Raw genomic sequence first — 13,234 nt, forward strand, 5'->3', positions numbered from 1 at the left:
GCTAACAGCCTCTCCGGCGGTTACGGGGATGTCAACAAGACGTTTCGGTGCGCTGGTCAGTCCACCTGGGTGAGTGGGCGACTTCGTGGGGGACATCGAGCATGGCACGATACGGAATCAAGGGGGGCACGTCGTGGCAATCGCCGGCGGCCGAAAGGGGGTGTGATCGCATGCTGACCCTTCGGGGCATGACCTACCTGGTGGACGACGCTCCAGAGCACGTCGTTCGGCGGGACCTCCAGGCCATCCACGACGAACTGCACTGCACGACCGTGTCGGTGATCGGTCCTGACGGTGACCAGCTCGTCGCGGCGGCCGAGTACGCACTGGAAGCCGGGCTGGACGTGTGGATCCGACCGAACCTGGAGGACTGCCGCGAACCTGAGGTGCTGGCACACCTGGAGAGAATTGGCGTAGCGGCCGAAGAACTGCGCGCACGTCATCCGGGCCGGGTGACGTTGTTCGTCGGCAGCGAGTTCTCCCACACCATTCGCGGGATCGTGCCCGGCCGGTGGTCCTTCCTGCGGCTGCGGGTCATCTTCAAGGCACGCCTGCTCGTGCGACGGCGAATCAACCGGCGACTCGACGTCCTGCTCGGCCGGGCCGCCGAGACGGCCCGGCGGGTGTTCGGCGGCCCGGTCGGCTACGGGGCGGCGAGCTGGGAGGAGGTCGACTGGTCTCGGTTCGACTCGGTGGCCATCAGCCTTTACCGGACGGGAACCGACGATGCTGCATACGCCCGCCGCGTGACAGATCTGGTGCGGGACAACGACAAGCCGGTGATCATAACCGAGTTCGGCTGCGGTGCCTACGAGGGCGCCGACCGCAGGGGACCGGCCTCGTTCCGGATCGTCGACTGGTTCGCCGAGGAACCCGTGATCAAGGGCGATCACCCGAGGGACGAACAAACCCAGGCCCGCTATCTGGGCGAGCTGATCGATCTCTACAACGAGGCCGGCGTGCACGGCTGCTTCGTCTTCACCTTCGCCATGCCCGACTACCCGCACCACGACGACCCGCGCCGCGACCTGGACAAGGCCGGGTTCGGCATCGTGAAGGTCCCGGCCGACGACCCGACCACCTGGACCCCGAAGGTGGCCTTCCACGAGGTGGCCAAGCGCTACGGCGGCTAGCGGGCCGTCCATCTTGAGAACCTGCACCGACCGCCCGGTGCACGTCCCCCGGCGAAATCGCCCTGTTCGATCGGGGGATCGGCCGGCGGTCGCGCCGATGGTGTGCGAGGTGATCCGCGCGGGCGGGCCGATCGTCAGGTAGGTCCGGTTTTGCCTGGTCGCCGGCGGGCGAACGGCGCGATGATTTCGCGCACCGCGGTGGCGGCGCCCCAATCGTCGTCGTCGTGGGCGATGATGCTGAGCAACTCCCGCAGGTGCAGCAGCGGCATCCGGGCGCGCCAGCCGTCGGCCAAGGGGGCGATTTCGGCGTAGGCGGGGAAGAACCGGTCGGATTCGGGTGGCCGGTTCGCCGACCAGACCATCGACAGGTCGGATTCGGCCCAGGTGTAGGACACTGCGGGATCGATGAACACGGGGTCACCGGCCGGTGTGGCGAGGATGTTCTCGGTCCACAGGTCGCCGTGGTTGAGCACCGGCGGTTGCGGCGGCACGATGTCGGGAAGCGCCGCGCACAGCCGCTCCAGGGCGTCGCGGTCCGCGGCGTCGAACGCGGCGTCCACCAGTGGCTCGGACAGCCAGCGCAGGATGCGTCGCTCGGCGAAGAAGCGGTGCCCGTCGTCGGTCCAGGTGTTGTCCTGGCGGAGCCGGCCGAGCCAGCCGTCGTGGCGCCAGCCGAATCGGGTGCCGGTGGCGGTGGTGTGGACGTGGGCGAGGGTGCGTCCGGCTCGTTCCCAGAACCGGGTGTCGTCCGGGCGGGGTTCGACTGCTTCGAGGACCAGCAGTTCGGGTGTGCTGACGATGATTCGGGGAGTCGGTGCGGCGCCGAGTTCGGTGAGGGCGCGCAGGCCGGCGGCTTCGACGGCGAACAGGTCCGGCCGGGGCGTGGTCAGGGTTTTGGCGAAGAGCCGGCGGCCGTCCTCGACGGTGACGAGAGCTGCCAGCGCGACGACCCCACCGGTTGCCGGGACGACCGCCTCGGGGGTTAGGCCGGCGCCGCGCAGGCGCTGGACGAGCAGGTCTGCTTCCACGTGGGATCCAATCACGGTCGTCCGTCGGGCAACGTAGGCGTCGGAGACAGCCGGAATGGCACGGTGACCGCTTACGGGGCTGCGCCGGCGAGGTTCGCGGTCGCCCGGACACCCAGAGCGCGGCCACGACCGGCCGGGCACTCTTCGGCCTGCGCTGCGTGGTCGAGGCCACCGGAGGGAAGGCAGCGCTCGGCGTGCTGCTCAAGGAATGGACGACGAGCGGACGCACCGGAACCGCCGCCGGCCACGTGGTCAGCTCGGCACCACGAACAGGTGAGTCATCGCCGAGGTGTGGTTGGGGGTCGTTCCGATTTCGCCCGTTTCGTCGGTGAGGCCGGGCGCCGCGCCGCCGACTGTCCCCGGGTTGCCCGCGATGTACGTCGTCGTCACCTTGGCGCTCACCTGTGTGCAGCCCGGGTTGACCGCGACCTTGGTGTACAGCGGGATGGCGGCGTGGTTGACCGTGCGCACCACCGTCTCCTCCGTCTGGGCGACCGGCGCGCTCGCGCAGGCCGGGCCGCCCGAGGTGGTTGCGGTGAGAGTGAAGCGGGCCGTCGAATAGTGGATCGGGCTGTCCGGGGTCGGCTCGGGGCCGCGGTGGAACTCCACGTCCGCGATCACGGCCAGTTGCCGGTACCCGGCGGGCAGCGTCGCGGTGACGACCGGCGCGACCACGGTGGTCGTGACCGGGAGGTTGCCGACCGGGAGCGAGCGCTGCATGGCCGTCCCGTTCGCGTCCCCGCCGACCGCCGTCGAGGCGAACCTCAGCGTCCCCGCCACCGTCTCGCGGGCCTCGAACGCCGAGGTCGAGTTCGTGCGCAGGTACAGTACGCAGGTCAGCTTGCCGCTGCTCGTCGCCGTGACGAGGAACCGGTTGACGATCGTGATGTCCCGCAGCGCCGGGTTCGGGTGCGTCGCGGGGAGCACGTTCTCACCCATGACCACGTTGGACCTGCCCGCGCCGGTGCACCGGATCTCGTTGTCGATCAGGTTCGGCTGGTCGGCGTTGTAGGCCCGCAGCTCCGAGTAGACGTAGGCGGTCGCCCCGGCGGAGATCGCGGTGTCGATGGTGGCCAGCTGCACCACCTTCTGCGTGGGCCTCGCGGGCGGCGTGGCTGACTTGGGCACCCCGGTGACGACGACCGGACCGAAGTCCTGGGGGCCCTCGGCCGGGCTCGCGCCGGCCGGTGTGCCGCCGATCCCGGTGAGGATCAGGGCGAGGGCGAATCCAGCGCATTGCGTGCGGCTCTTCATGCGTTCCTTCGGTAGCGCGGCAGGGGGTCCTCGCCATCACCTTTTCGGGTGATATCGGCGAACCGCCTCACCGTATCGAGTGGCGCTACACGAGGCCTACACGGCTTGTTCCGCGCTCACGACCTACGCCCGCCCCGCCGCCCACCGGCGGAACCGGGCCCCCGAGATCGTTGAGGGCCCGACCGCCGGATCACTCGACGACGCAGCCGTTCCGGGTGCAGCCACGCTGTCCCAGCTTGTGGTTGTACGCGTCGTAGAAGCTGATGTGGATGAGCTGCACGCCGCCGACCTTGTCGATGGTCAGCCCGTGGTAGAACGGGTGGTCCTTCCCGGGATTGGCGCCGTAGCAGGCGATCTCGGTGGTGGTGCTGCCGTTGACGCCCCAGACGCAGGTCTCGCGGTAACCGCTGACCGCGTGGACGTTGCCGTTGACGGAGGCCGACCGCCCGTCGGTCCACGAGATGGTGCCCGCCGTCACGCTCGCGCCGTACTCGATCCGCCAGTTGGTGGTGCTCGCCGCTTCGGCCGTCGCGGTCGCACCCAAGAGGGCGCCGACGACCGCGGCGGTGGCCGCGAGTGACCGGAGAATGCGCATGAAGGTTCCTTTCCTGCGGTTACCTCGGCCGGTCGACGCGACCGGCCGCTCCCTCCACGCCCGGCAGGCGCTTTCGGTTGAGTCCTCCCCGGGAGCGGCACCCTGCTGCCCCACGCTCCAAGCCGGTGAACGGGGCAATCCACTCCGGCTGCGACGCTGTGACCACCCGCACCACGACAGCATGATCGACTACCGACCTCGCCGGCCCGACGCCGCGTTACGCGACGGCCCTGAGGACGACTTCCGTCGTTCCGGTCCGCCGGCGGCGTCGCTCCCCGTACGCTTTTCCCCAGGTCGCGGCAGGGAGGTCGGGGATGACGGCGCTGGCGGTCGTACTCGTCGCGATCGGTTTCGCGTTGACCGTCCTGATGCCTGTGTGGGCGTTGCTGACTTGGGGTTCGCACCGCGAGCGCAGGCGGATCGCGCGGTTGCCGGTCTCCCGGTGCGCCGACGTGACCGGGCCGGGGAAGCGGCTGTGCGCGGTGGAGGGCCGGGCCGGTCCGGGCCCCGCGGGACCGCTGGTCGCACCGCTGTCCGGCCAGCCGTGCGCGTGGTACTTCAGCCAGGTGGAGGAGAACATCAGCGGCGACGGTCCTTCGACGCGGCTGGTCTGGGAAGCCGGTGGCGCCATGGCGTTCGAGGTGCGGGACGAAAGTGGTCCGGTGCTCGTCGACGGGCGCCTCGTGCACCCGGACCACCGGTCGAGCCGGACCGGCCACAGCCCGCCGTTGCGGCGTGTCGTGGAGGAGGACGTCAGCTCGGCGAAGAAGAGCGTCCACCTCCAAGGCTTGATCGCCCGGGGAGTCCTGAGCGAGAAGTCGTTCCGGCGCGGGTGGTTGTCCGACTCGCGGGGCTGGAGCGTGCGGGAGTACGTCCTGCCGATCGGCGAGCCGCTGCACGTCCAGGGCCGGCCCGGGTTCTGGGACGGCCGCCCGGTGCTCGGCGCCGGACGGCACCTCGTCACCGGCCGCACCCATGAGCAGCTGAGCGCCGACATCGAGCGGGGCTTGCGGACCAGCCGGGGCTGCCTGCTGATCGGGAGCATCGCCGGCCCGGTCCTGCTCGCCGCGGGATACCTGCTGAGCAGGTGAGTGCGCTCGCGAACCGATCTCGATCGCACGAGCCAGGGTATGCCGAGCTGTCAACGGCGCTCAACGTCAACAACACTCAGCTCTGCGGTCTCTCGATGCGGTGGAGTTGAGGGTGTTTGGCTGTGCGCTGGTCCCCGGAAGACTGGCCGCGCAGGCGCCTGCCGAGCCAAGGGCCGAGAAAGGTGGCTGCCCAACGCAGTTCAGCGGTGGCGCGCCAGTGCGTTGACGGTGGGATGGGCAACGGGGGTGGAGGTTCGTTCCACGAATCGTTGCTGCCGGGCACCTGCAGGGCGTGCGCGACCGCCTCGGCGATCAGTTGATGTCCCAGGGGGCTGCAGTGCAACCGATCCTCGCTCCAGAACCGACGGTCGGCGACGGAGGGGTGTCGAGCGATCTCCGCGACGGCGACGCCGTGCCGGGCGGCTGCGGCACGGATCCGATCGTTGATGTCGAGGATGCGGGAGCGAACCGGTCGGGCGAGGGGGATGATCCTGGTGAGGTCGGGAAAGGTCACGGTCGCCACGCGGGCTCCGGAGTCGGTGAGCGCGGCGAACATCGCTTCCAGGTGATCGGCCACCGTGGAGGTCTCGACTCGGAGCCGGAGCAGGTCGTTGACTCCGGCGACAACGGTGGCCAGGTCGGGACGCAGTGCAAGAGCCGGCCCCAGTTGCTCGGACCGGACTTCGTCCGCGCGGCGGCCGCGGACGGCGAGGTTGGCGTACTGGAGATCGGGGTTGTCGATGGTGAGGTGTTCGGCGAGCCGGTCAGCCCAACCCCGAAGGCCCACGATGTCGTCACCGTCGCCGACGCCTTCCGTTTGGCTGTCACCCAAGGCGACGTAGCGCAGGTAATTGCCGCTCCGAACGGGTTCCTGGGTGCAGTTCTCCTGGGGCCTCATCGGTCGATCACGCCATCCTCCTAGTCATAATGTTGACTAATCATAACCATGCTTATGATGGACTTGCCCCGATATCGGACGACAAGGAGATGCGCCGGTGAGTCTGCGGCATGCTGTGCTCGCGGCGTTGCTGTCCGGCGAGTACAGCGGCTACCAGTTGGCCAAGGCGTTCGACGTGGGCGTCGCCAACTTCTGGTACGCCCAACCGCAACAGCTCTACCTGGAGCTGTCCAAGCTCGAGAACGACGGGTTGATCAGCGGCCGAGAGGTGGTCCAGCAAACCCGTCCCAACAAGCGGCTGTTCATGGTCACCGACGCCGGCCTCGCCGAACTGGCGCACTTCGCCGCCGCTGTGGGCAAGCCGTCGTTCATCCGCGACGACCTGCTGGTCAAGGTCCAAGCCGTCGACCACGTCGACGCGGCACCGGTGATCGCGCAACTGGAGCAACGAGCCGCGGCCGCCGCGGCCAAGGTGGAGATCCTCGACAAGATCCTGCGGCGTTTCCGCGGGGATCTCGACGAGGAGACCTACCTGCGTCACGGATCTCCGATCGGGCCCTACCTGACGTGCTTGCGCGGTCGGCGGTTCGAGCAGGAACACCACGACTGGTCTGTGCAGGCCGCCGCACTCCTGCGTGATCGGGCGACTCGGAACGATCACCCGGCGCCTGGCTCGGATCAATCCCGGTAGCGCTGTCGACCAGCATCCGTTCGGGCGTGGGCAAGTCGACGCTCGGGCGGCTGCTGGTGGGCATCGCGGCACCTTCGTCGTTCAGTGCGGATCGGCGGCCAGGAGCGTCGGCGCCGGCGTGTTCATGAGGTCGTCGATGACCCCGCCTTCGACCCCGCCGAGAGAACAGGGCCATCCGCGCGGACGAGTCTGCGCGGCTGAGCAACTGGCCGAACTGCCCCCGATCGCGCTGCTCGGTCTTCGGCACGTGTGCTGCCAAGGCCTGCCAGTTCCCGGGCCGGATGTCGCCGCGAGTGGCCGGTGCGTCTCAGGCCGGGACGCGCGGAGAGCGTCAGGCGCAGGCGAGCAGGCCGGGCACCGCCTTCGCCGGGGAGGGCATCTCCGCGATCTCCGCCGCCACCGCACGGGCCGCTTCGCGCGCCGGCGCGTCCTTCAACAACGCCGCCACCCGCTCGGTGATCGCCTCTGCCGTCACCTCCGCGGCCGGCAACTGGGCGCCTGCGCCCGACTCCACCACCGCTTCGCTGTTGGCGAACTGGTCGCCGCCCTGGGGCAGGACCAGCTGGGGGAGCCCCGCGGCGAACGCGCCCAGCATCGTGCCGTTGCCGCCGTGGTGGACGACGAAGTCGACGCGGGGCAGCAGGCGGGCCTGCGGGACCCATGCCACGCTCCGGACGTTCGGCGGTAGCTCGCCGAGCGCGGCCGGGGCGACCGTCGGGCCCGACGCCACCAGCACGTCCACGTCGAGCACCGCCAGGCCGGCGATCGCCGTGCGCAGGACGTCCGCGCTGCCCATCACCGTGCCGAGCGTCAGGTAGACCAGCGGCCGGTCGCGGTCCGGCAGGTCCGGCAGCTCGCCGTCCCCGCTCCAGCCGACCGGGCGGACCGGCAACCGCGGCACCAGCTCGCGGAAACCCGGGTGCTGCACCGAAGGCGGGCAGATGTCGACGAAGGGGTGCCCCAGTTCGGCCAGCCCCCGCCAGTCGAGGCCGAACTCGGCCGCGAGCCGGGCCAGGGGCACCACCTGCTCCTCGCCGGCCTCCACCCGCATCACGTGCCCGAACGTGTGGCCCACGGCCGGGATCCCGGCCGCGCGCGCGGCGAACGAGCCGCCGATGTTGGACGCCTCGTAGACCACCAGATCGGGCCGGTGCCGAGCGAACAGCTCGCTGAGGTCGGCGAAGTAGCTGCGGGGCAGCACGTCACCGAACACCTGGCCCGTCACCTCGGTCATCCGCTCCAGCGGCATTTCCGGACCGGGCGTCTCGCCGGCCTCGACGAAGAGCCGGTCGAAGGCGACGCGCACGTCGAGCCCGGCGACGACCGGCTCGACCCCGGCCGCGCGCAGGTGCGGCAGGAAGCTTTCGGCGGTGGCGAAGACGACGTCGTGCCCGGCCGCGCGCGCGGCGACGGCGAGCGGCAGCAGCGGGTAGACGTGACCGTAGGCGGCCAGCGACGTGAAGAGAAGGCGCACGTGATCGACGGTAGCCACCCGGAGGCGCCTCCGGGCCGCCTCCTCTCCGACCTTGCCGACTTCCGCACGACGGCTCCGCCCCGCAAGAAAGCGTTTCGTTTCGGTGGCAGTCGCGGCTGTGGCCATGGCTGCGGCCGGTTTCGGGTTGGCTGCCGCGCCTGCGCAGGCAGCGACCTCCAGTTCGCGGCCGAGCTACTGCAATCCCCTTTTCGTATTCCAGCGTGGGTGTTGAGCGCGACGGCCCTGCCCGGTGAACCGTGGACAAGGACGGAAACGACACCCGGACGGATGACGCCAGGGACGGCCAGGACCGCGGCCGCCGCGAGGACCGTGCCGGCTTCGGACACCGGCTATCTGCGTCGTAGCTCGTCGACGTGCTGGACATGCGACATCAACGCGGCCTCGGGCCTGTCCGGCCACCTCTGGGAGGGCACGGCAACTGCAATTTCAACGTCTATTCCGACGACGCCGGCGCCGACGGCCCGTGTGGTCGAGGTCGTGGAGTTGCTGGCCAGTCGAGGCGATGTTCCGCTCCGCTACACCGACATCGCGCGCGAACTCGGCCTGACGCAGGCCACTGCGCACGCGATCCTGAAGACGCTCAGCGATTGCGGCTGGGTGACGCGGGACCCGGTCGGCAAGACCTTCGCACTCGGTCCCGGGCTCGCCTTCGTTGCCGACGCGGTGCTTGCGCGTCCTTTCGCGCACGCTGCACGAGCCGCCGCGGCCGAGCTGGCCGCCGAATTCGGGTGGGCGGCTTCGGTGAGCGAGAAGGTCGGGGACTCGCTGGCCATCACGGCATTCGAAGGCGGCGAGAGCCCTTGGCCCGGCGATCGCATTCCGTTCGCGCCGCCGTTCGGCGCGGGATTCGCGGCCTGGGGTACCGACGAGGAGCGAAGGGCGTGGATTCGTCAGGCCGGGGTCGACCCGGCGGCCGCTGAGCACCTCGAGGGCGTGGTGAAGAGCACGGGAGAGCGCGGATTCGACGTGGACTACACCTCGCCGGCGGTGGCGCGCGCCGCGAGCCTGGTCGGGACGCTCGACAGTGGCGCGATCGCGCTGCCGCCGAACATCCGGGACACGCTCGACCAGCTGCGTGTCGAGTTCACCAGGATCGAGCTGCCCGGCGACGGATCCGGCTCGCGACCGGTGGCCGCGATCAGTGCGCCCGTGTTCGACCACCGAGGACGGCTTTCCCTGCTGCTCGCCGTGCACCCGCTCGGGGAGGTCCCTCTCCCGAAGATCGATACGGTCGGGCAGCGCGTGGTCCGTGCGGCAGAGTCGATCAGCGCGACCGCGGGGAACCAGGCGCGGACACCCTCCGCTCGCGGTGCCCGCACCTGATCGTTTTCACACGCCGAAAAGTTGTTGTTCCCCGACGGGATCGAGGTACAGCCGGGTCAGTTTGGTGCTGCTGATCCGCCACCGGCCGTCTTCGAGCCGGTAGGTTTCGTGGTAGTGCCCGAACCCGATGACCCGGACGATGCCCAGCCAGATCAGCAGGTCCTGCAGAGCCCAGATCCCGGTGGCCGTCGTCGGTGAGGTGACGGTGATTTCGGGCAGGTGTCCGTGGTGGACGGTTTCGGCCGAACCGATCGTCAGCTTGAGGAAGCCGATGAACGTGTCGGCACCTTGGGTCCTGATACCGAGTGAAGCGGTCGTGTCGACGTCGACGTCGTCGGTCAGCTGCTCCCTGAGCAAGGTCCAGTTCTTGGTGTCGATCGCGCGGAAATAACGCGCTTTGAGCTGCTTGATCTCCTGGATGGCGGCCACCGACTGAGCGGGATCCACGGTGCCGGGTTCCGGTGCCGGCGACGGAACCGCCGCGGCCTGAGTCGCCTGCGCCACGCCGAGAGCGACGGCCGCGCCGGTTCCGATCAGGAACCGCCGCCGCGTCGGACCGGTGTGCTTGCCCGGCGCGGTCATGGCTTGTCCAGGTGCAGGCGCGTCGCTTTGGTCGACGTGATCAACCACTGGCCGTTCCGCAGCGTGTAAGTGTCGTGGTCGTGCCCGAAGGCGAGCTGGCGCTTCCCGTCGGGCCGCACCGTCAGTACCTGCACCGCCCACGTTCCGGTAGCGGTGCCCGGCGCGGTGAGCTCGATCTCCGGCATGTGTCCGTGGTGGACGGTGACGGTCTTGTCGTAGCTGTGTTTCAGCAGGCTGACGTAGTTCGTCGCGCCGGTGACGTGGTCACCGCCCAGGGCGGTCTCGTCGACGTCGACGTTGTCCGCGAGCACGGTGCCCAACGTCGGCCAGTCCTTCGTGTCGAAGCTTCTGAAGTAGCGGGCTTTGAGAGCCTCGATCGCGATGAGTTGCTTGCGCCTTGTTCGCGTCCATCTGCTGTTCACTCGCCTTTCGTTGTCGTGCGCGCGGTCCGGGGAGGGGAGCGAGCGGCTCCGGACGGCAGGGGTGTCACCGCCGACCGACGGTTCTCGAATAGTCGAGTACCATGATCAAATATTCGAGACGAGATTAGTCCGAACGGCGGATGCGCGTCAAGATCACCACTCGGCGATCGGGATCACAGAGAAGGCGTCAAGACGGGCTCACTGACTGCACGGGATCACCACCCGATGCCGCACGACAGCCGGGGTGGGGCCAGGTTCTGGCCCCACCCCGTCCGGTGTTTCCGGCTGGTCAGCCTTCGTCCCCGCCTTCGTCGTCGCCGTCGAGCATCTCACCCAGCAGCATGCCGCCCACGACACCGCCGGCGACCCCGGCCACCACGCCACCCATACCGGGCCCGCGCCGTTCCCGGTGCCCGTACCCGTGTTCCCCGTAACCGGGCCGGCCGTAGCCCGGTTGACCGTAGCCGGAGTGCATCATCTGGACTTGCCGGGTTTCTACGACCTGGGTGAGCCAGTCGCGGATGCGGGCGGCCCAGTCCTGCTCCGCCGCCTCCTCGTGCCCGGCCTGGAACCGCCCCTGGCCACCCGCGCCGAACGCACCCGCGTGCCGGTCCGCCTCCAGCAGCACCGTGACCTCGGCGGAACTGGCGACCAGCGTCAGGGTGACCACCTGGACCCGGCCGGCGAACTGGCCCGAGGGGTAGAAGTCGAGCTGCTGGAAGAACGGCAGTTCCTGCCGCACCCCGTAGGCCTGCCCCTGCTGGACCGTCGCGGACTTGAAGGTGAAACCGAGCTGTCCGAAGCCCTCCAGCACGGCATCCTGCGAGGGCAGCGGTTCCACGATCACCGGGTCCAGGTCACCCTTGTCCACCGCTTTGGCGATCGACACCTCGGTCCGCAACCCCAGTTCCATGCCGGGCAGCTGGTGACCGGACACCTCGGTCACCGGTGCTTCCCACGGGAGCGGGACGGTTAAGGGGATGGTGCGCTGTTCCTTCGCGGTCAACCGGGTCGCGCCCGCGACGACAACCCGGTGGAACTCCGTCTGCGACCGGCCGCCCCGGCCATTGTGGACCTGAGTGGCCAGCGACAGCGCGATGTGCTCGATCTCGGCATCCGCCTCACCGCCGGCCAGCCGTACCTCCCCGAGCAGCGGGGCACCCGGCCGGCATCGCGGGTCGGTCAGCACCGTGTCGACCGAAACGCCGCCGACGCCGATCTTCTGCAGCATCTTCTTGAACACCATCCGAAGTTCTTCTCCTGTACGTTGTGACAACCTGACTACCGAAAGTGGCGACGTGTGGACGTGGAAAGGCCGGCGCGAGCCGCTGGCTGCGGCGCGTCGCCGGCAGAAGCCGGGAGTCAGGTGTCGATCAGCGCCCGCAGGGTCGGCGCGGGGGCTGGGGCAGGGGTGTCGTCCACGTTCATGGCAACGCAACTGCCCGGCGCATGGTTCCGGACAAAACACCCAAATTTCTCGCAGTGAGGAAACAGCTGGTCCCGCCGGCGCCCTGTGACTGACGCTCCCGTTTGGCGCCCGAGCGCCGTTCTTCGTATCGTGAGCCTGTTCGCCCGATCGACCACAAGGGGAAGCGATGTTCTGGACCATCCTGGGCTGGATTCTGTTCGGCCTGATCGCCGGTTTCATCGCGCGAGCCCTGGTACCGGGCAAGGACGACATCGGCCTGCTGCGGACGATCGTGCTGGGCGTCGTCGGCTCGGTCGTGGGCGGGTTCCTGTTCGGCCTGCTCACCGTGGGCATCCGTGGCTTCCAGCCGGCCGGGTGGATCGGATCGGTCATCGGTGCGGTCATCGTCCTGGTCATCTACAACAAGGTGACCGGCCGCAAGATCCGTTCGCGCGCCTGACCCGTTCGAGGACTCCGGGCGATGTCGGCTCAGCCGAGGCCGCGGGGCCGAAGGTGGCACAGTGCGCCAGTAACACCGCAGAGCGGTCGCCATCCGTACCGCAGGTGCAGGCCGGCCGACGGCGACACCGTCCGGCCTGGTACTCGGATGACTCGGCGCGGACCAGCTGCATCAATTCCGGGTGGAACGGGTAACTGAAGCCGATCCGGTCTTCGACTCCGGGCAGGCCGCAGTGTGGCGCGCTGGAGATGTCGGATGCGGGCTGCCAGAGCGGGTAACCGTCCCTGTAACAGTCCAATGTGGACGAAACCTTCGCTGGTAGTCGGTGATCATCACGTCGACGGTGGCATCATCGACGGCACGGCGTTCGTAGTGCCACGATTCGAGCAGTCGTTCCAACAGTGAAAGTTTCACGGTCCGCACCCGCCCGGACCTGCCGGGATTTCGTAGCGTGAGCGGTAATCGGACCCGGAACGCGGCGAAACTTGACGGGTCGTCACCCGCCCCGCCAGCATCGTGACGGCAACGGAACTCGTCCGTGCACGGGACCGGGTGGAGGCGTCGGTGGCGTTTCGGCGATGGCGGAAACGGCGGCCGGTCACGGCGTTCGGCCTGACGGCGTGCCTGACGGCGATGGTGCTCACCGGCCCGGCTGCCGCGGCGGCGGACACCGGGCCCGCGCTGTCGGTGGACGTGTCCGCCGCCCGGCACGCGATCAGCCCCGACGTCTACGGCCTGAACGGCGGTGATCCGGCGTTCAACGCCGAGATCGGCCAGTCGGTGGCGCGCTGGGGCGGCAACGCTTCCAGCCGCTACAACTTCAAGAACCACACCTACAACACCGGCAGCGACTG

13 protein-coding genes and 1 pseudogene are annotated in these 13,234 nt (G+C 69.3%); 6 read left to right on the forward strand and 8 right to left on the reverse strand.

What is annotated here, in order from left to right; translation table 11 throughout:
* Positions 1-47: 47 nt before the first annotated feature.
* Positions 48-1,133, forward strand: a complete 1,086-nt coding sequence (locus ACLJQE_RS37730) for a hypothetical protein (protein WP_410644372.1) — start codon at positions 48-50, stop codon at positions 1,131-1,133.
* 134 nt (positions 1,134-1,267) lie between these two features.
* On the opposite strand, the gene ACLJQE_RS37735 is transcribed toward ACLJQE_RS37730, so the two are convergent.
* The 3 genes from ACLJQE_RS37735 to ACLJQE_RS37745 all read right to left on the reverse strand — a co-directional run bounded on the left by ACLJQE_RS37735 (position 1,268) and on the right by ACLJQE_RS37745 (position 4,010).
* Positions 1,268-2,161 (reverse strand): fructosamine kinase family protein, encoded by an 894-nt coding sequence (locus ACLJQE_RS37735; protein WP_410644373.1) that lies wholly within the window; start codon positions 2,159-2,161, stop codon positions 1,268-1,270.
* A gap of 252 nt (positions 2,162-2,413) precedes the next feature.
* Positions 2,414-3,415 carry a hypothetical protein gene (locus ACLJQE_RS37740; protein ID WP_410644374.1) on the reverse strand — a complete coding sequence of 334 codons (1,002 nt, stop codon included), beginning with the start codon at positions 3,413-3,415 and terminating at the stop codon, positions 2,414-2,416.
* A 190-nt stretch (positions 3,416-3,605) separates the two neighbouring features.
* Complete coding sequence (locus tag ACLJQE_RS37745; protein ID WP_410644375.1) at positions 3,606-4,010, reverse strand: hypothetical protein; 405 nt, start codon at positions 4,008-4,010, stop codon at positions 3,606-3,608.
* A 314-nt stretch (positions 4,011-4,324) separates the two neighbouring features.
* On the opposite strand from ACLJQE_RS37745, the gene ACLJQE_RS37750 reads away from it, so the two are divergent.
* On the forward strand, positions 4,325-5,101 hold the full coding sequence (locus ACLJQE_RS37750) for a hypothetical protein (RefSeq protein ID WP_410644376.1): 777 nt from the start codon (positions 4,325-4,327) through the stop codon (positions 5,099-5,101).
* Between the two features lie 76 nt (positions 5,102-5,177).
* On the opposite strand, the gene ACLJQE_RS37755 is transcribed toward ACLJQE_RS37750, so the two are convergent.
* Entirely contained in the window at positions 5,178-5,999 is an 822-nt protein-coding gene (locus ACLJQE_RS37755) for an SGNH/GDSL hydrolase family protein (protein ID WP_410644377.1), read from the reverse strand.
* A 97-nt stretch (positions 6,000-6,096) separates the two neighbouring features.
* Here ACLJQE_RS37755 and ACLJQE_RS37760 point away from each other — a divergent pair, with 97 nt between their 5' ends.
* On the forward strand, positions 6,097-6,690 hold the full coding sequence (locus tag ACLJQE_RS37760) for a PadR family transcriptional regulator (RefSeq protein WP_410644378.1): 594 nt from the start codon (positions 6,097-6,099) through the stop codon (positions 6,688-6,690).
* Between the two features lie 331 nt (positions 6,691-7,021).
* Here the strand turns inward: ACLJQE_RS37760 and ACLJQE_RS37765 are convergent, their stop codons facing one another.
* Entirely contained in the window at positions 7,022-8,164 is a 1,143-nt protein-coding gene (locus ACLJQE_RS37765) for a glycosyltransferase (RefSeq protein WP_410644379.1), read from the reverse strand.
* On the opposite strand from ACLJQE_RS37765, the gene ACLJQE_RS37770 reads away from it, so the two are divergent.
* Entirely contained in the window at positions 8,165-9,508 is a 1,344-nt protein-coding gene (locus ACLJQE_RS37770) for a helix-turn-helix domain-containing protein (protein WP_410644380.1), read from the forward strand. It abuts the gene before it with no gap.
* 6 nt (positions 9,509-9,514) lie between these two features.
* Here ACLJQE_RS37770 and ACLJQE_RS37775 read toward each other — a convergent pair whose 3' ends face one another.
* The 3 genes from ACLJQE_RS37775 to ACLJQE_RS37785 form a co-directional block, all read right to left on the reverse strand.
* Entirely contained in the window at positions 9,515-10,090 is a 576-nt protein-coding gene (locus ACLJQE_RS37775) for a nuclear transport factor 2 family protein (RefSeq protein WP_410644381.1), read from the reverse strand.
* Complete coding sequence (locus ACLJQE_RS37780; RefSeq protein ID WP_410644382.1) at positions 10,087-10,512, reverse strand: nuclear transport factor 2 family protein; 426 nt, start codon at positions 10,510-10,512, stop codon at positions 10,087-10,089. The genes ACLJQE_RS37775 and ACLJQE_RS37780 overlap by 4 nt, the downstream gene beginning before the upstream one ends.
* Before the next feature lie 289 nt (positions 10,513-10,801).
* A complete protein-coding gene (locus tag ACLJQE_RS37785) occupies positions 10,802-11,758 on the reverse strand; it encodes a sporulation protein (RefSeq protein WP_410644383.1) in 957 nt (318 codons plus the stop codon).
* Between the two features lie 349 nt (positions 11,759-12,107).
* Here ACLJQE_RS37785 and ACLJQE_RS37790 point away from each other — a divergent pair, with 349 nt between their 5' ends.
* The gene (locus ACLJQE_RS37790; RefSeq protein ID WP_410644384.1) at positions 12,108-12,380 is read left to right on the forward strand and encodes a GlsB/YeaQ/YmgE family stress response membrane protein; all 273 of its coding nucleotides are present in this window, start codon (positions 12,108-12,110) and stop codon (positions 12,378-12,380) included.
* Between the two features lie 564 nt (positions 12,381-12,944).
* Positions 12,945-13,234 (forward strand): annotated as a pseudogene (locus tag ACLJQE_RS37795) (endoglucanase); the annotation flags it as partial.

This window comes from Amycolatopsis sp. lyj-346, assembly GCF_046548975.1.
Classification (GTDB): Bacteria; Actinomycetota; Actinomycetes; order Mycobacteriales; family Pseudonocardiaceae; genus Amycolatopsis.